Origin of the sequence: Bacillus sp. F2HM (genome assembly GCF_019266135.1) — a bacterium.
Lineage (GTDB): Bacteria > Bacillota > Bacilli > Bacillales > Bacillaceae > Bacillus > Bacillus safensis.
This window is the reverse complement of sequence record NZ_LRMO01000015.1, coordinates 1-16,921: the sequence shown is the minus strand read 5'-3', so window position 1 is coordinate 16,921 and position 16,921 is coordinate 1. Positions and strand designations below refer to the sequence as shown.

17 protein-coding genes, 16 tRNA genes and 1 rRNA gene are annotated in these 16,921 nt (G+C 40.7%); 6 read left to right on the top strand and 28 right to left on the bottom strand.

What is annotated here, in order from left to right:
• The 6 genes from AWT60_RS10120 to AWT60_RS10095 form a co-directional block, all read right to left on the bottom strand.
• Complete coding sequence (locus AWT60_RS10120) at positions 1 to 213, bottom strand: hypothetical protein (protein WP_024425336.1); 213 nt, start codon at positions 211 to 213, stop codon at positions 1 to 3.
• Between the two features lie 539 nt (positions 214 to 752).
• Complete coding sequence (ssuD, locus tag AWT60_RS10115) at positions 753 to 1,895, bottom strand: FMNH2-dependent alkanesulfonate monooxygenase (RefSeq protein WP_218677202.1); 1,143 nt, start codon at positions 1,893 to 1,895, stop codon at positions 753 to 755.
• Positions 1,896 to 1,912: 17 nt separating this feature from the next.
• Positions 1,913 to 2,743: an ABC transporter permease gene (locus AWT60_RS10110; RefSeq protein WP_076839173.1), complete on the bottom strand. Its 831-nt coding sequence runs from the start codon at positions 2,741 to 2,743 to the stop codon at positions 1,913 to 1,915.
• Entirely contained in the window at positions 2,740 to 3,717 is a 978-nt protein-coding gene (locus AWT60_RS10105) for an aliphatic sulfonate ABC transporter substrate-binding protein (RefSeq protein WP_373272907.1), read from the bottom strand. The genes AWT60_RS10110 and AWT60_RS10105 overlap by 4 nt, the downstream gene beginning before the upstream one ends.
• Before the next feature lie 29 nt (positions 3,718 to 3,746).
• Positions 3,747 to 4,514 carry an ABC transporter ATP-binding protein gene (locus AWT60_RS10100; RefSeq protein WP_076839177.1) on the bottom strand — a complete coding sequence of 256 codons (768 nt, stop codon included), beginning with the start codon at positions 4,512 to 4,514 and terminating at the stop codon, positions 3,747 to 3,749.
• A gap of 163 nt (positions 4,515 to 4,677) precedes the next feature.
• The gene (locus tag AWT60_RS10095; RefSeq protein ID WP_041109840.1) at positions 4,678 to 4,833 is read right to left on the bottom strand and encodes an FbpB family small basic protein; all 156 of its coding nucleotides are present in this window, start codon (positions 4,831 to 4,833) and stop codon (positions 4,678 to 4,680) included.
• Between the two features lie 265 nt (positions 4,834 to 5,098).
• Here AWT60_RS10095 and AWT60_RS10090 point away from each other — a divergent pair, with 265 nt between their 5' ends.
• Positions 5,099 to 6,394: a homocysteine synthase gene (locus AWT60_RS10090; protein WP_034624044.1), complete on the top strand. Its 1,296-nt coding sequence runs from the start codon at positions 5,099 to 5,101 to the stop codon at positions 6,392 to 6,394.
• Between the two features lie 41 nt (positions 6,395 to 6,435).
• On the opposite strand, the gene lepB is transcribed toward AWT60_RS10090, so the two are convergent.
• Positions 6,436 to 7,002, bottom strand: coding sequence for a signal peptidase I (gene lepB, locus AWT60_RS10085; protein ID WP_024425343.1), 567 nt, complete (start codon positions 7,000 to 7,002; stop codon positions 6,436 to 6,438).
• A gap of 155 nt (positions 7,003 to 7,157) precedes the next feature.
• On the bottom strand, positions 7,158 to 9,101 hold the full coding sequence (gene ltaS / locus AWT60_RS10080; RefSeq protein ID WP_024427404.1) for a lipoteichoic acid synthase: 1,944 nt from the start codon (positions 9,099 to 9,101) through the stop codon (positions 7,158 to 7,160).
• Between the two features lie 541 nt (positions 9,102 to 9,642).
• Between ltaS and AWT60_RS10075 the strand changes: the two genes are divergently transcribed.
• From AWT60_RS10075 to AWT60_RS10055, 5 genes are all read left to right on the top strand, one after another.
• Positions 9,643 to 10,446, top strand: coding sequence for a DUF2262 domain-containing protein (locus AWT60_RS10075; protein WP_076839178.1), 804 nt, complete (start codon positions 9,643 to 9,645; stop codon positions 10,444 to 10,446).
• A gap of 18 nt (positions 10,447 to 10,464) precedes the next feature.
• On the top strand, positions 10,465 to 11,154 hold the full coding sequence (locus tag AWT60_RS10070) for a DUF1963 domain-containing protein (protein ID WP_076839180.1): 690 nt from the start codon (positions 10,465 to 10,467) through the stop codon (positions 11,152 to 11,154).
• 64 nt (positions 11,155 to 11,218) lie between these two features.
• A complete protein-coding gene (locus AWT60_RS10065; protein WP_076839181.1) occupies positions 11,219 to 11,488 on the top strand; it encodes a hypothetical protein in 270 nt (89 codons plus the stop codon).
• A 141-nt stretch (positions 11,489 to 11,629) separates the two neighbouring features.
• On the top strand, positions 11,630 to 11,827 hold the full coding sequence (locus tag AWT60_RS10060; protein WP_041109825.1) for a hypothetical protein: 198 nt from the start codon (positions 11,630 to 11,632) through the stop codon (positions 11,825 to 11,827).
• A gap of 62 nt (positions 11,828 to 11,889) precedes the next feature.
• Positions 11,890 to 12,432, top strand: coding sequence for a histidine phosphatase family protein (locus AWT60_RS10055; RefSeq protein ID WP_076839183.1), 543 nt, complete (start codon positions 11,890 to 11,892; stop codon positions 12,430 to 12,432).
• A 34-nt stretch (positions 12,433 to 12,466) separates the two neighbouring features.
• Here the strand turns inward: AWT60_RS10055 and AWT60_RS10050 are convergent, their stop codons facing one another.
• The 20 genes from AWT60_RS10050 to rrf all read right to left on the bottom strand — a co-directional run bounded on the left by AWT60_RS10050 (position 12,467) and on the right by rrf (position 16,837).
• Positions 12,467 to 13,171 (bottom strand): hypothetical protein, encoded by a 705-nt coding sequence (locus AWT60_RS10050; RefSeq protein ID WP_076839186.1) that lies wholly within the window; start codon positions 13,169 to 13,171, stop codon positions 12,467 to 12,469.
• A gap of 18 nt (positions 13,172 to 13,189) precedes the next feature.
• Positions 13,190 to 13,984: a phosphotransferase gene (locus AWT60_RS10045; protein WP_041109821.1), complete on the bottom strand. Its 795-nt coding sequence runs from the start codon at positions 13,982 to 13,984 to the stop codon at positions 13,190 to 13,192.
• Between the two features lie 421 nt (positions 13,985 to 14,405).
• Positions 14,406 to 14,831: a hypothetical protein gene (locus AWT60_RS10040; protein ID WP_218677200.1), complete on the bottom strand. Its 426-nt coding sequence runs from the start codon at positions 14,829 to 14,831 to the stop codon at positions 14,406 to 14,408.
• A 410-nt stretch (positions 14,832 to 15,241) separates the two neighbouring features.
• Positions 15,242 to 15,323, bottom strand: a tRNA-Leu gene (locus AWT60_RS10035).
• Positions 15,324 to 15,360: 37 nt separating this feature from the next.
• Positions 15,361 to 15,449 (bottom strand) — tRNA-Leu (locus tag AWT60_RS10030).
• 14 nt (positions 15,450 to 15,463) lie between these two features.
• Positions 15,464 to 15,534: transfer RNA gene (locus AWT60_RS10025), tRNA-Cys, on the bottom strand.
• A 5-nt stretch (positions 15,535 to 15,539) separates the two neighbouring features.
• Positions 15,540 to 15,614: transfer RNA gene (locus AWT60_RS10020), tRNA-Gly, on the bottom strand.
• A 7-nt stretch (positions 15,615 to 15,621) separates the two neighbouring features.
• Positions 15,622 to 15,693 (bottom strand) — tRNA-Gln (locus AWT60_RS10015).
• Positions 15,694 to 15,702: 9 nt separating this feature from the next.
• Positions 15,703 to 15,778: transfer RNA gene (locus AWT60_RS10010), tRNA-His, on the bottom strand.
• A 29-nt stretch (positions 15,779 to 15,807) separates the two neighbouring features.
• Positions 15,808 to 15,881, bottom strand: a tRNA-Trp gene (locus AWT60_RS10005).
• A gap of 14 nt (positions 15,882 to 15,895) precedes the next feature.
• Positions 15,896 to 15,980, bottom strand: a tRNA-Tyr gene (locus AWT60_RS10000).
• A 15-nt stretch (positions 15,981 to 15,995) separates the two neighbouring features.
• A tRNA-Thr gene (locus tag AWT60_RS09995) sits at positions 15,996 to 16,068 on the bottom strand.
• Between the two features lie 6 nt (positions 16,069 to 16,074).
• Positions 16,075 to 16,150, bottom strand: a tRNA-Phe gene (locus tag AWT60_RS09990).
• Positions 16,151 to 16,168: 18 nt separating this feature from the next.
• Positions 16,169 to 16,245: transfer RNA gene (locus AWT60_RS09985), tRNA-Asp, on the bottom strand.
• A gap of 4 nt (positions 16,246 to 16,249) precedes the next feature.
• A tRNA-Met gene (locus AWT60_RS09980) sits at positions 16,250 to 16,326 on the bottom strand.
• Positions 16,327 to 16,341: 15 nt separating this feature from the next.
• A tRNA-Val gene (locus tag AWT60_RS09975) sits at positions 16,342 to 16,417 on the bottom strand.
• 33 nt (positions 16,418 to 16,450) lie between these two features.
• Positions 16,451 to 16,525: transfer RNA gene (locus tag AWT60_RS09970), tRNA-Glu, on the bottom strand.
• Between the two features lie 17 nt (positions 16,526 to 16,542).
• Positions 16,543 to 16,633: transfer RNA gene (locus tag AWT60_RS09965), tRNA-Ser, on the bottom strand.
• A 4-nt stretch (positions 16,634 to 16,637) separates the two neighbouring features.
• Positions 16,638 to 16,712: transfer RNA gene (locus AWT60_RS09960), tRNA-Asn, on the bottom strand.
• Positions 16,713 to 16,721: 9 nt separating this feature from the next.
• Positions 16,722 to 16,837, bottom strand: a 5S ribosomal RNA gene (rrf, locus tag AWT60_RS09955).
• Positions 16,838 to 16,921 lie beyond the last annotated feature (84 nt).

Genomic DNA, 16,921 nt, shown 5'->3' with positions numbered 1-16,921 from the left:
CTACTTACATTCAATTTTGACTTTTAAGCCACTTTCCCACTGAACGGCTCCTGTAAAGCTACCCTTGCCGTTTGCGATACACCAAACTGCTGCTCCTAGAACGACTGTTGCTCCCAATCCAAGAAGGACAGCAACAAATACTAAGAACCAAGCTTGGTCCATAATAGCAGGTTCCATAGTGGAATAGTCAACTTGCGGCGCTGCATAAGTCATACTTTTCACCTCCCAGCTTATGATGATCGTATCATAGGCGTCACACGCCAAACATCTACAGAACATCCCATTTTTGACCGAACATACATTTGATTAAAATGTGACTTTTTATTCAATTATTCACTTTCATCCGTTTAAACCCTCTCTTATTTACTAGATTTTGACACCCCATAAGAACCACAAAACCCATTTAATGTCATTTTCACCATCTTTTTTCTTCTTTTTTTCAAATAGTCCATATTTATCATCTATCATATTTATTCTTTCCTTTTTGTGAGATAGAAAGAATTCCCCCGATATATCAGATATAAAAGTCCTGATTATATGTCGCAATAATGCCAATTATGAAATATTTACTGATCATTCCGATAAAAGAGTGAGCACATTTTCCTTCTTCTCTTGACTCTAAAAATATGTATATACAAGAAAATCAATTGGGAAAAAAGCCCTTACCTTGTTCAGCACTACACAACAAATGACTCGCCTATTCTATGAAAAAAAGCAAAGCAGCCATCGCAGACTGCTTTGCTTTTTCAAATTTATGAGGAACTAGCAGCAGAGGCAGCATCTGGGAAATGATTGTTCCCAATGATTTCACCAGCTGGCACAGAGAGTCCTGTAGCCCCTGATCTCTTGAATGGAAGGAGCGGGAAAACAAGCTCTGCTAAATAATAAGCTTCTTCTAGATGCGGGTATCCAGAAAAGATAAATGTATCAATGCCTAGAGACTCATATTCTAGGATACGTTCTGCTACTGTTTGCGGGTCTCCGACGAGTGCTGTTCCTGCACCGCCGCGTACTAAACCAATGCCTGCCCAAAGATTTGGGCTGATTTCAAGTTTGTCTTTCCTCCCTTGGTGCAATTCCACCATTCGTCTTTGACCTACTGAATCCATCCTCTGTAACACTTTTTGCGCCTCATCAATTGTTTTTTGATCCAAATGACGAATCAGATGTTCCGCTGCCTGCCATGCCTCCTCTTCGGTATCTCTCACAATCACATGAAGACGAATGCCAAACTTCACCGTTCTTCCTTCCTTTTCAGCCTGCTTCTTCACTTGTGTAATTTTCTCTTTCACTTGTGCAGGCGGTTCGCCCCACGTTAAATAGACATCTGTATGCTTGGCGGCTGCTTGAATTCCTGCTGATGATGATCCGCCAAAAAAGACTGGTGGATGGGGTGTTTGAGCCGGTGGGAATAACAGACGGCCATTCTCCGCTTGTAGATGTTTGCCATGAAATTGTACATTTTCTCCTTTCAATAACCGCTTCCAAATTGTCAAAAACTCTTCTGTTGCCTCATAGCGTTCATCATGAGAAATGAACAGCCCATCCCCTTCAAGCTCCTCTTTACTTCCCCCTGCTACCACATTAATCAGCAGTCTCCCGCCTGAAAGACGATCTAACGTAGAAGTCATTCTAGCAGCAACAGACGGCTGCATCAGCCCTGGTCTAAGAGCCACGAGGAACTTTAAATGAGTGGTTTCCGCAGCTAAAGCAGCTGCCGTCAGCCATGGATCTTCACATGATCTCCCAGTAGGCAGCAAGACCCCTGTATAACCAAGCTGATCAGCTGCTTGAGCAATCTGTTTAAAATATGGATAGTCTGCCTGTCTTGCCCCTTTTGCTGATCCTAAATAACGGCCGTCTCCATGCGTTGGAATAAACCATAAAATATTCATGACATCGCCCCCTGTTATTATTCACCTTGATAACTAGTGCGCCACTTGAGCAGACGCTTTTCTAACAGACGTACAAATGAATCTGTCAGCTTACCAACTACTGCAAAGATGATAATTCCTACAAACACTTTATCCGTTTGGGAGAATTGCCTTGCATCCATAATCATATAGCCGACGCCGCTGCTTGAACCCATCAACTCAGCTACCACTAAACCAAGCCAAGCAATTCCTAATGACAGTCTCACGCCCAGAAGAATATGAGGAAGAGCAGCCGGTAAAATCAGCTTTGTGATGCTTTGATACACATTAAACTCTAAGGCGCGAGCCACATCAAACAGCTTATTGTCTACACTGCGAATACCTAGAAACGTATTAATATAAATCGGAAAAAAAGCCCCAAGTGCAATCAATAAAATTTTCGCCGTTTCATCAAAGCCAAACCAGAGGATGAATAAAGGAGTGACCGCTAAATGTGGAACGGTTCTCAGCATTTGCAAGGTCGGATCTACATACTGCTCTGTTTTTTTAGAAAATCCTACGCATACACCCAGCATAAGACCTAAGCCTCCACCAAGTAAAAATCCACATATCGCTCGATAAAGGCTGATGTATAGATGGCCAAACAGTTCACCAGAACGAATCAACTCTCGAAAGGATTCTGCAATCAAGACGGGCGAAGGCAAGACAGTGGAAGAAACGATTTGAGAACCAGCTATGATCTGCCAAACCGCAATAAGTAGAACAGGTAATACCAGTCCCTTTAACTTATATAAAGATAAAGCTTTTCTCCTTTTTCTCTTTGTTCGCTCGATTTCAGATGCTAAAGCCGGATTCGAAATAGCTTTCATTTATTCATCTCCTCTTTTAGCATTTTTTCAATAAACGAATTTTCTACAACCTGATTGACATCAATTTTCCGCTGGATCGCTTTTGTTTGATATTGAAAATCAGCGGTATGCTGCTGAGCATTGATGATCTTCTTCGAAATGGGCTTATTGAGTGGTTCCGTATTGTTTAATACTTGTGTGACGACCTTCTTATCTAAATTTTTTAAACGCGCATATAGAGTAACAGCCTCTTCTGGATGTGATTTCTGCCACTTCACCGCATGGTCATATACCCTTAAAAATTTCACTACTAGTTCAGGATGCTGATCAGCAAACTGAGTTCGAACAAGTGTGAAACCTGGAGAATATAAATCGGTCGCTTCCCCATTCACCAGCAGCTTTGCTCCTTTCTTTATCGTTTCAAGTGATAAGAACGGCTCCCAGATCGACCAAGCATCAACGGACCCATTTTCAAATGCTGATATCGCTTCATCTGGCTGAAGCTGAATGATCTGAACATCCTTCGCAGATAAACCTGCCTGATCTAATACTTTGTATAAAAAGTCAAAGCCGCTGCTCCCTTTAGCGACAGCAATTTTTTTCCCTTTTAAGTCTTCTACTTTTTGAATCTCACTGTTCTTATTCACTAAAATACCGTTCGCTTTCAGCCCATCCTGAGATAAACCAATTTCCTTAAAATCAATACCTGCAGCCTGACCTGCTATGACAGGTGAGTTTCCAACTTGTGAGAAATCTAATTGATTTGCCGCAAGTCCTTCAAATTGGGGAGGGCCACTTTGAAACTCCACCCACTTTACCTTCACTCCTTCTTTTTCAAATGATTGTTCAAACCACCCCTTTTCCTTTGCTAAAAGCAGCGGGCTCAAACTTTGCTGAATCCCAATCCGAATTTCTTTCACCTTGTTTTCTGAGCCGTCTGCTGCTTGATCACACCCTGCTAAAACAAGCAGAAGAGTCAAAAAGATAACGATCATCTGTTTCTTTTTCATGCGATTTCCCCTCCCTAAATCCCTGATCCATGGGTTAGTAACAATTCATCTGTTTTCTCAAATTCTGAAAGCACCTTTTGTCTTAAGCTTTGAAAAGCGGCTGACGTTCTATCACGCGGAAAAGGCAGGTTCACAGGAAGAATCTTATGGATTCGGCCAGGTCTCGCTTGTAAGAGCACAATTTCATTTCCTAAATAAATCGATTCATCAATATCATGAGTTACGAGCATCATCGTTGTTTTTTTCTCCTGCCAAATGTCCAGCAGCACATCCTGCAAGTGTTTTCGTGTGAATGCATCCAGCGCACCAAATGGTTCATCAAGCAATAAGATCTCCGGATCACGAAGGAGTGCTCTCGCAATGGCAACCCGTTGTGACATTCCTCCTGAAAGCTCATGTGGATAAGCATGTTCAAATCCTTTTAATCGAACAATTTCAATCAATTCATCCACTTTGCGGCGTACATCCTGTTGTTTTAAATTGAAATTGGCCGCTATGTTTTCTTCAACCGTCAGCCATGGAAACAGGCGGTGTTCCTGAAAGATAAAGCCTTGTTTCATTCCTGGTTCTGCGACCCGTCTGTCTCCTATCAAAATTTGCCCATCATACGCTGTGTCGAGCCCGCCTATGATTTTTAGCAATGTACTTTTCCCGCATCCGCTCGGACCTATCACTGTTACAAATTCACCGGGAATAATGCTCAATCTTAAGTCTTCAAGTACCCGAATGGTCTGTTTGTCTTTCCAAAAGGATTTATCCACAATATCAATTGAAATCGTCATTGAAACCTCCACTCCTCATACGATCAGATAAATACACAGAAAGGCCCTTATCCCAAAAAAGAGATAAGAGCCTTCGCGTTGTCCGATCAGCTAATCATATTGATTTGTTAGCACCATCCTAAATCATATCAATCCCATAAATCAACTCAAATTTATAAAATGGTTATTTTGTCCTTGTATGCTTTTCATCGATCCGATCGTAAATCGATTCTATTCGTTCCTTGCTGCTGTAAATCTCATATTTGTTCCGCTCAATCAATATGTCTAGTGTGATATCCATGTGTTTTCTGTATTTTTTTCGTTTTTTCTTTTTTTCCATCTTCATCATCCTTTCTCATTCAAATAAAAAAAGGCTCTTCACTCATGCTTGAGTGATAGAGCCTTCGGTTGACCGATCAGCCATTCTTGTTCGTCTTTTCAGTATGCTCATGTTAATACACACTATTCCTACCTGTCAACTATATTTATTGTTTTTTCAGATTTATCTAAAAAATGATTGACCGAGCAGGGAACAAGATTTATAGTCTTATTAAATATTTCTTATCAAAACAGTTGGTTTTATCTAACAAAAGGAGGATATACCCATGTCAGAAGAACGTCCATTTCGTTTAGAAACAAAAGCCATTCACGCAGGTCAGGAGCTTGATTCAGCAACCTATTCAAGAGCCGTGCCTATTTACCAAACAAGCTCCTTTGGTTTTAGAGACAGTGAGCATGCAGCGAATTTATTTGGTCTTCAGGAACCGGGAAATATTTATTCACGTATTATGAACCCTACAAATGACGTATTTGAAAAGCGTATTGCTGAGCTTGAAGGTGGAATTGGTGCACTTGCTGTTTCTTCTGGACAAGCAGCGACGACTTATTCTATTTTAAACATCGCAGGAGCCGGAGATGAAATCGTATCCTCAAGCAGTCTTTATGGCGGCACCTACAATTTATTTGCCCATACACTCAAAAAACTCGGAATTACAGTAAAATTCGTCGATTCATCCAACCTTGAAGAACTCGAAGCGGCGATCACAGACAAAACAAAGGCAGTGTATGCAGAGAGCATTGGAAATCCAAAAGGCGACATTTTACATATTGAAGCCATCTCAGCCATTGCACACAAGCATCATATCCCGCTTATTGTGGACAATACGCTCGCCAGCCCTTATTTATTAAGACCTATCGAGTTTGGTGCAGACATTGTCGTCCACTCAGCGACGAAATTTATTGGCGGTCATGGTACATCAATTGGCGGCGTCATCGTTGATAGCGGCCGATTCCCTTGGGCTGACAGCGATAAGTTCAAAGGACTGACTGAACCAGATCCAAGCTATCACGGTCTGACCTATACAGAAGCGATTGGAGAAGCGGCTTATATCACAAAAGCACGAGTACAGCTATTACGTGATTTAGGGGCAGCTCTGTCACCATTCAACTCATTTTTACTTCTGCAGGGCTTAGAAACATTACATCTTCGTCTTGAGCGGCATAGTGAAAATGCCTTGAAAACAGCACAATTCTTACAGGATCACCCTCTTGTCGATTGGGTAAGCTATCCGGGTCTTGAAAGTCACGAATCCTATGAGCTTGCTCAAACCTATTTACCAAAAGGACAAGGCGCAATCCTCACATTCGGTATTAAAGGTGGACGCGAAGCAGGTAAAAGGCTCATTGATTCTGTGCAGCTTTTCTCCCATCTCGCAAACGTGGGCGATTCTAAATCCCTCATCATTCACCCTGCCAGCACAACGCATCAGCAATTAAGCGAGGCAGAACAAAAAGCGACAGGTGTCACACCAGAGCTCATTCGTTTATCTGTTGGAACAGAAGCGATTGAAGATATTCTTGCAGATCTTGAACAGGCGATTACAAAAAGTCAGTCTGAATGACATAGAAAAAAGCACACGGCCGTGTGCTTTTTTATTGTTTATTAATGATTGAGTAATCGAATGTCTTGGAAAGGATAAAATACAAATGAGGTAGTTCCTTGAATATCACGCTTTGTAAAAAGACCTAAGCCGTTGCGGCTGTCCATTGAATTTTGACGATTGTCCCCCATGACAAAGTACTTTCCTTTTGGAACAGTCAGAGGGCCAAAATCAGGTGTCAGCAAGGTGCCATCTGCAGCTGCTTTCTTTTTGTTTGATGCTAAGTAAGGCTCCGCCACTTTTTTTCCATTAACATATAGCTGATCATTTTTCATTTCAATTTTATCACCAGGTAAACCAATCAATCGTTTGACATAATGAGTGCTGCGGTCTTCCCCATCAAGAACAATGATCTGTCCCCGTTTATAATCACCGAAATAATCAACCGTTTTATTCACAAACACCCGCTCTGTATCATGCAATGTCGGATACATGGAAGATCCTTTGACAATGTATGGCGCGAATAAAAAGTTCCGAATGATAAAAACAGCAATAAATGCGATTAAGATGGCTTTGATCCAGCCCCATAATTCTGATTTCTTTTTTTGTGTTTTTGTATTTGTTGTCATAAGCTCCTCCTGAATTCCCCAAGGACGAAATGTGTGTCACCAGCTACCAGCCGGCGTCACGCTTGTTTCTCCCTAAATATAAACATATTTTGCCAACAAATCAAGCGAAGAGAGAGAAAAAGGCAAGCACCTTTCTGTGCTTGCCCAAAACTCAGTTAGTTAGCAGAAGAATCCGCTTCTTTTTCTTTGTTTGCTTTTCCATAGAAATAATCCGATGGATTCACTGGTTTGAAATCAGATAACTTATGGAATCGAAGAAGATCCCTATAGAGCACTTTATCTGAAAGACTTAACTGATTATCAACACGGGCTTTAATCGCCTCTGTCTTTTTATTTTGTTTCACCACTTTACCCGTTTTCGTATCATAAACGGTATTATCGACAAGTGTGTATTTCGGTGTCACATAGTTTCCATTACGGAAGGCAACAGTCTCATCATGCTTTTTAGAGAATAAGTCTGTTCCAAAATTCACGAATTCATTTGAATCGATACCTTGTAAGTGAAGAAGTGTTGGCATAACGTCGACTTCACCACCATACGTATGGTTCACGCCGCCCTTCTTACCAGGAATACGAATCATGAGCGGAACACGCTGGTTTTGTGCATTTTGATAAGGAGTGATTTCTTTCCCTTGAATTTCACTCATTGCACGGTTATGGTTCTCAGAAATACCGTTATGGTCACCATATAATAAAATGACTGAGTCTTTATACATACCTGATTTTTTCAAGTCTTTGAAGAATTGCTCTAATGACTCATCTAAATATCTTGCTGTTTGGAAATAGTTATCGACTGTTTTATCGCCAGTTGTTGCCTTAGCAATTGTCGCATCTTTTTCATCTAAATTAAATGGATAGTGATTTGTCAGTGTCATTAAATGTGCATAAAATGGCTTTTTCATTGATTCTAGCATTGGAATTGATTCTTTGAAGAACGGTTTATCCTTCAGACCCATATTCACAAGGTTTTCTTCATCCATGTTGTAATAGGAAGCATCAAAGAATTGATCAATTCCCATATGTTTATAAATCGTGTCACGGTTCCAGAAAGATTTATAGTCCCCGTGAAGTACTGCACTCGTATAGCCTGCTTTTTGATCTAGGATGGCAGGTAGTGATTGGAAGGTATTTTCACCCTTTGTCACAAATGCTGCTCCCTCTGGCAAGCCAAACATACTATTATCCATCATCAGCTCAGCATCTGATGTCTTCCCTTGACCAGTCTGATGGAAGAAGTTATCGAAATACGTAAAGTCGTCTTTCCCATGAGCCAGTTTGTTTAAGAATGGAGTCACTTCTTCTCCATTTAATTTGTAGTCAATTAAGAAAGACTGGAAGCTTTCTAAATGAATTTTAATAATGTTTTTGCCTTTTGCCTTCCCAAAATACTCTGCATTTGGCTTCGCATAGTGAGAAGACGTATAGTTCACAACATCCGTTAAATCTTCACTGCTTGCATTTGCTACCTGTGTTGCGTTTTGTGCTGCTTGTACCCCATCATAAATCGTATAATTATAAACACCTAAGTATTTGACAACATACTTATGATCAAAGGTTCTCGTTAATAATTCTGGACGATCCTTTTCAGCCAAATGAAGGTTTACAAAGAACAGTCCAATACCTGCAGCTACAATCAGCAGTGCAAACGTCTTTTTCATTTGGAACTTCTTCACTTCTGGTCTCCAAATGACAATCGCAATCAAGATGATAATATCAAGGAAGTATAAAAGGTCATGCGGCTTAATGCTTGCTAGCACACCGCCAGTCATCCCTCCCCCAAGATTTCCTGCCTGCTTCATTGTTGAGAAAGTCAAAAAGTCATCAAAGAAACGGTAATACGCTACATTCGCATATAAAAGTGCGGTCATAATAAAATCAATAACAATTAAAACAATGGCAGATTTACGCCCCTTCAAAAAGAGAGCAAGTCCAAAAAACACGATGGCTGAACTAAATGGATTCAATAAGAGAAGCCCCTCTTGAAAAGAACCTTTTACTCCTAAATTAAAGTCCATTTTGTAGGCTGTGTACGATTTAGCCCAGAATAAAAGGACAGCCAAAACAAAAAAGCTATATTTGTTTGCAAATATTTTTTTCATAAAACCTCTTCTTTCTTATCATCGTTCTGATATAAATGAAATCATAAAAAATTTACATTCATTTTGCAAATGTAAATCTTCTTCGCCAAGCATGCCGATGCTCTGTCTCCGCCGGATACATGCGCTCCTTTAATATAACGAATGAGAGGCATCATAAGTTTCAAAAAAAATACGAGTAAATAAAAGGAAAAATATCCATTTACATTAAATTTACGCACACTTCATGTTTTAGTGGATGAAGAAGGTTTTGTAAATCACTCAGTATTACTTTACTTTTTTCATCTATTCGTGTCAAAGTAATTATAAAGAAAAGGAAGAATCACCTAGGCTTTTCGACTCATTTACCCAAATTTATACAAAATTCGATCCTTGCTTCTTTTATTGTGACTCAACCTCCATTAATCCATGTACCTCCCTAAAAAAACAGTTTAAAACAAAAAAAACTTGATTTCCCCTACTGATGTGCGGTGTGATAAAGAGGTAGAACTTGATCGCAACACTTATATGTTCATGAGAAAAAAATCAGGCTGGAGGACATCACATGAAGATGAACAAACAAATCAACACTTTTGAAGAGAGATTTTCAGAAGATGTAGTCACTATCATTGCTGTTACAGGACCTTCTGGCGTAGGAGCAGGAAAAGCAGGACAGGCACCTCTTTGGACCGCTTCTATTCCACTGATTGCTTGGAAGGAAAACGGCCATATCACAACCGAAAATGTAAGACTTTGCTGGCTAACAGATGATAAGGGATTAAGGGAAAAACAGGCACAATTACATAAAGAATCAATCGTTACACTTCAGGTTCGAAAAGGCGAAGGTGAATTCATGCTTGTATCTTTGATCGAAACAGATACACAGGATCAAGCGCTTCAAGAAATTTTAGAAGAAGCCCAAAAGCCTGTGTTTTATCATGATGATACACTTGGAACCTTTGAATTAGTGAAAGGACTAGACTTATTTGAAAAGACGATCCAATGGAGCAATGAAGAGTGCCTTCTCTACTTTAACCTCGAAGAAGATGAAAAAATAAATGACTCTCTTCGAACAGCAAACCAACTTATGCAAGAGCAAGCCAAATGGGATTCTTCTATTAAATCATTTGCCGCGAATCAGCTGATAGATCTAGCAAAGGATTGGCAGGAACAAGACGAATCAGCTGAAGAGCAAGAAGAACTCACAATGAATCAATTTATAAGCCGCATTTCACTTGAAAGCCTGCATGTTTACCCTGAGGGAGAGTTCGAAGTCTACTATCATGATGGTGATTTATTTTGGGGTCATGTCATTATTGTCACAGGAAATATAAATGGCACATTTCATGATGCCCACATTGCAGGCTAAAGGCTGGAGGAATAACCCATGGAAATCAAAGCTTTTCAAGAATTAAATCTAATTGGGAAAACGCCAGCCCTCGCCAAAATTGGCGGCTTCCGTCCTGATCCAGCTGTACACAGCTGGTTTGCAGGCCATTTTTTCATCGATCCTAATCAAGGCTGGCCGACTGATCAAGATGGGGCCATGATTCCGATTGTACAAATTTATTTACCAGAAGTGCCAGGAGGAATGAACGGTTTCAATGAATGTAAGTTGATTCAAATTTTTCTCAATCAGAAAACGCTTCCGATTGATCTCACCAAAAACGGCGAAGGCTGGCAGCTCATTGAATATTCAACAATCGAAGGTTTAGAAGTAGCTGAAACTCCTGAAGAAGTGAGAGGACTCAAACCCTTTCAAATCCAATGGAACGAAAGTGAGCAAAGGGACTTCCCTTGCTGGGAAGAAGCATGGACATACGTCGATTTATCAGAAGTCAACGAAAGTGAAGAAGCCACTAACCACTTCTTTCATCAATACACAAATTATTCATTCACAAAAATCGGTGGATATGGGGCATATATTCAATCCCCGCCCCATCAACAACAAGGCGAATTCATGCTGCAAATCGCCTCAGAAGAAAAACCTCGTTTCATGATTGGTGATAACGGCACGATGTATTTCTATTACAACAAAGAATTAAAAGAATGGTTTATGCACTGGGATTGTTTTTAACGTCTATTGAATGAAACCTTGCCAGCTCCTAAGCGTAATGAATAATATGAAAGGAGGAAGCAAAATGGGATTCATTTTAGACATCTTTTCACTTGCTGTATATATCCCTTTTCTACAAGTGGATGAAGAGAAGATCTCGAAGAACGCAGCGCATCTCAAAAAATATTACTGGTTTCAAACACTATTACATGATCAAACTTGCAGGGACCTCATCATTTATGATTCCGATGTTCGACGTGTCATAGGCAGGTTTAAAACGGAGAAACTCCATAAGAAGCGCTACAACTTAAGATGCGAACGTAAATTACTGCAAGCATTACAACGCGCAATGTAAACTGACAACAAGAGCCGCACTTTCCTGTGGCTCTTGTTTATCAATTGAATCGTTCCTTTTGAAGAAAACATTTGACGCCTGGACAACTCTCCCCGTATATTATGTATAAATCCATCTTTTTCAAAGAAAAGGGGGCCTCACATGCGCTTGTTTAAGAACTGGAGAAAAAAGCAGCCTGCACAGCAAATCACTTCAGAAAAGCAAGAAGACAGCATCCCAATCAACTTCTCCACACTTCCCTTTGGCACAGACACCGTCGATGATTTTTTGTTCAACCTAGACCTGACCTCCAAGCTCACAGATCCCTATAAAGAAACAGATACGAACAAGCTTACCTAGACCTTCGTAAATCCTCATCCAATACTGGATGATTTTTTTATACTCAATGAAAGGTGTAGCCAATGAAAACATATTATATCGTCAGACACTGCCAAGCAGATGGACAATCTAAAGATGCAGCTTTAACACCACAAGGCATCACTCAATCTCATGAACTGACACAGTTTTTTTCCAGCATTCATCTCAATCAAATTATCTCAAGTCCTTATAAACGAGCGATCCAAACTATTGAGCCTCTTGCTCATACAAAACAGCTCGAGATAAAAATCGATCAGCGCCTCTCTGAACGTGTATTAAGCAGCAAACCAATAGACAATTGGTATGAGAAGCTAAAGCTCAGTTTTACAGACTTACATATGACCTGTGAAGGCGGAGAATCGAGTTTAGAAGCCATGAATCGTATTGTAGAAGCACTCCACGAACAAATAAAATTAGAAAAAGATTATACCCTATTCGTCACACATGGCAATATCATGAGCCTGCTTCTTAAACACGCCGATCCATCGATTGGATTCGAGGAGTGGAAGAAACTAAGCAATCCAGATGTCTATACCCTGAAATATTTTAGTCCAGATCATATAGAAGCAAAGCGAATATGGCAATAAAAAAACGGCAGAATGAACTCTGCCGTTTTCTCAACTATTGCTGATAATAAAAGGACTCTACCCACTCATACGGTTTCTTACGCTCCGCACACCATTTCATAAAGCCTCTTGTCTCCGTCTGCTGAAACGCCATCCAATCCGTTAAAAGCTGGCCATAATAAGCGGCTTGTCTTTGAACATTCGTACGAGTTCTTTGATCTTGAATCAGCATCATAACACGTTCAATCCCCTGAATTCTCTCTTGATCCTTCTCATAGGTGCTTAAATAAAGATCTTCATGTATATGATGAAACGAATACCACAAGGCCGATAAATAGATTTCACAAATTTGAACAATCACACGCTGTTCCTTGCTGCCCCCAAGCTCTAGTGCCTTCAATAAATGAGGCAGCCCTTCTCCCTGATGCACAAACAAACCTTGCCAGCGATACGGTCTCACATCCAATGGGTCAACATTCTCCCACGTTTGAAAAACAGGCTGGATCACCCCATTTACCAGCGGATACACAAGCAGATGATGACCATCCTCAAATCGTTCAATCCACTCAAACAGCCAAGCAGCAAATTCACGCTGTACTTCAAAATCGTTCTCTTTCATCTCTTCAATAAAGGCCTGAAGAACGTTTAGTGCATCTTTACGCAGGCCCTGTTCTTTTCTCACACAGTACTGTCTAAAAAGAGGATAATCATTTACTCCTTCGTCTTGAATGATAGCCTGTAATATCGTCTTCGTTTGCATGATCACAACGCCGCCTCTTTACATCCATTCTTTTCTATATTTATGAATAAATTGAATGTCTTTTTGATAATGTTCAAGATGTCCTTCTTGAATCATGTTTTGAAAAGCGATATCCCCCTCACTCGCTTTTCGTTTCATATACTGACATAATCCTTCTAAACGCAGCAGCACCATATCCAAATAATCTTCTGCTATTTCCTCACCATAAGCTTCAAAAAACAGTTTCACTCTATGCTTTATCTGGTCTGCATGGTCTAATGAAAGATAATTTACGACCTCCCCTGTTTCAGTGCGAAAAAATCTACTTAGAGGCACACATGTATAAAGGGTATAAGCGATATCCCATAGTCTCGGACCAGGAGCAGCTACATCAAAATCAATGATACCCACTGGTTTTTCATTATTGAAAATGATGTTGTACATCGCAAAATCATTATGGCAAACAACCTCTATGTTGTTAGGCGTATTGTCCATTCGTTCCCAATCGTCTGAAATAGGAAAATCACAAACAGCATCATGATACAGTCTAAGCATTCTCGCTATTTCTTTTAAGGCAGGGTGAGAGCACATGTATTCTTTTAAAGGATCATGACCGGCTACGCCTTCAATGAAGGACAATATCTCTCTACCTTGTTCATCAACCCCTAAAAACTTTGGAGCATAGGAGAAATTCTTTTTTTCTAAATGCTTTAGCAGCTTTCGTATATTGATATTGTCTGACTTTACTTCTCGACGAACCGTATCTCCAGAACGATATACGTTCGAGACATTGCCACCTGTCAATAACTCCTCATAATCATTTTGTTTTTTCATAAATTCTCCCCTCAAACTGGGTCACAATGATGATGTCAGCTAAAGATATGTATGTACCCACAAATATTCATTTAGTTACACAAAGGTAGTACACTGTTTTATGTGAATGTGCTGCCCCATTTTGTTTCCTTACATGATTAAATGTATCTTATCAAACGTTGCAAATCATCTAAAGATTATTCTGCTAAAAGAAGTACATGCTCATTATTTTCTAATAGGTTTCTATTTTTATCTAAATAACTCATTTAAGCCACAAAAAACGTTTTACCACAAGGGTGAAACGTTAGGTTCATGGAAAAACCAATCATGAAACTTTTAATAGATACCGGTGGCCGGGGTCGAACCGGCACTCCATGATAAATTATTCCTAAAAGGAAAGGTATACCCTCTTAAAGTAAAGCACCCGTTTATGAAATAAGAATTAAAGTTCTTCTTGGTATATTTCTGATTTTATCGGCTTTAAACTCAAAGGTATTTTAAACTCATGAATACCTTCAATATGATTAAAGAAATGATCGATATCGTCATAATCCATTGACCATTCTTCTACCACCTTTAACTTTTTTAACTCGCTTGTTGGTTTAAATAAAAATTCACAGTGTAGTTGTTCCATGTGAGAATAATCATCTTCTTCATAAACTGTAAACTGACGTACAAAGTCAAAATGAAATAGTTTCTCTCCTGTAAAATCATAGACACCACACTGAAATAAAATTTCTTTATCTTCTTCGCCCTCAACTGTCTCCTTTGAAAAAGCCTTAAATGTTTCCCAAACCTTTTTTATATCATCGGTATCTTCACCAATGCTATCTTTAAGATAACGTTCAGCATTTTTAACCGTAATCATTACAACACCTCTTGTGTACAATTTATCCAATCCTTCTTCAATTATCCTGCCCCTTTAGTTTAATCATAAGGTAACCATCAATAAAGTAAAAGTTAATCTCCTTAATATGTTCCTCTGTCATATTGTAAGGCTTTAATTCAGCAATACTTATTCCTTTTGCTGTTAGGAAATTAAGAAACGCCTTAAATTTATTACTCACAGTCCTAAACAAATAATTCAATAGCTTCCCGATTGCCATTTAGCTAGGCCCCTTTCAGCAGTGAAACGATTTGAAGTAATTTTATCGTGTGAAAAATCAGCTAAAAAACAAATAAAAAACGCCCTCCTACAATTTGTAGAAAGACGTTTTAAACGTTGATATTCTTTAATTCTTCTGTGATTGACGATAATAAAGAATATCTAAAACTAGATACCGGTGGCCGGGGTCGAACCGGCACTCCGTGAGGAACACGATTTTGAGTCGTGCGCGTCTGCCAATTCCGCCACACCGGCATGATTATAAAAGAGCGCATCTTATATTAAAAAACAATGGTGCCGAGGGCCGGACTTGAACCGGCACGGTAGTCACCTACCGCAGGATTTTAAGTCCTGTGTGTCTGCCAATTCCACCACCCCGGCAGTCTTTTCAAAAAAGGCGACACCCGGATTTGAACCGGGGATAAAGGTTTTGCAGACCTCTGCCTTACCACTTGGCTATGCCGCCATTATTGGAGCGGAAGACGGGATTCGAACCCGCGACCCCCACCTTGGCAAGGTGGTGTTCTACCACTGAACTACTTCCGCACATCAACTGGGCTAGCTGGATTCGAACCAACGCATGACGGAGTCAAAGTCCGTTGCCTTACCGCTTGGCTATAGCCCAATAATAAAATGGGGCGATTGATGGGAATCGAACCCACGAGTGCCAGAGCCACAATCTGGTGCGTTAACCACTTCGCCACAACCGCCATAGATGTAATGAATGATAAAGTATAATTGGCAGGGGCAGTAGGAATCGAACCCACACCGGAGGTTTTGGAGACCTCTGTTCTACCGTTAAACTATGCCCCTATGAAAACAAAAAATGGTGGAGGGGGGCGGATTCGAACCGCCGAACCCGGAGGGAGCGGATTTACAGTCCGCCGCGTTTAGCCACTTCGCTACCCCTCCACTTTTGAAAAACAGTGCCGGCAAGAGGACTTGAACCCCCAACCTACTGATTACAAGTCAGTTGCTCTACCAATTGAGCTACACCGGCAAATAGTGGTGGCTCGGGACGGAATCGAACCGCCGACACACGGATTTTCAGTCCGTTGCTCTACCAACTGAGCTACCGAGCCAAGTATTCTTTTGAAAAATGGCGGTCCGGACGGGACTCGAACCCGCGACCTCCTGCGTGACAGGCAGGCATTCTAACCAACTGAACTACCGGACCATTTTGGTTGCGGGGGCAGGATTTGAACCTGCGACCTTCGGGTTATGAGCCCGACGAGCTACCGAACTGCTCCACCCCGCGACGATATAAAAGATATGGTGGAGGATGACGGGCTCGAACCGCCGACCCTCTGCTTGTAAGGCAGATGCTCTCCCAGCTGAGCTAATCCTCCGAATAAAAAATGCTGGTGTATATTCTATAAAAATGGTGACCCGTACGGGATTCGAACCCGTGTTACCGCCGTGAAAGGGCGGTGTCTTAACCGCTTGACCAACGGGCCCTTTATTATGTAAATTGTGGCGGAGAGCAAGGGATTCGAACCCTTGAGACGGGGTTACCGCCTACACGATTTCCAATCGTGCTCCTTCGGCCACTCGGACAGCTCTCCAAATTGGCTCCGCAGGTAGGATTCGAACCTACGACCGATCGGTTAACAGCCGATAGCTCTACCACTGAGCTACTGCGGAATGAAGAAAGCTTGGCGGCGTCCTACTCTCACAGGGGGAAACCCCCAACTACCATCGGCGCTGAAGAGCTTAACTTCCGTGTTCGGTATGGGAACGGGTGTGACCTCTTCGCTATCGCCACCAGACAATTTAGTGACAAAAGATATTATACTATGTATTGAAAATAAATCAAGAGATATTTTAAAAATATTCTCTCAAAACTAGATAAC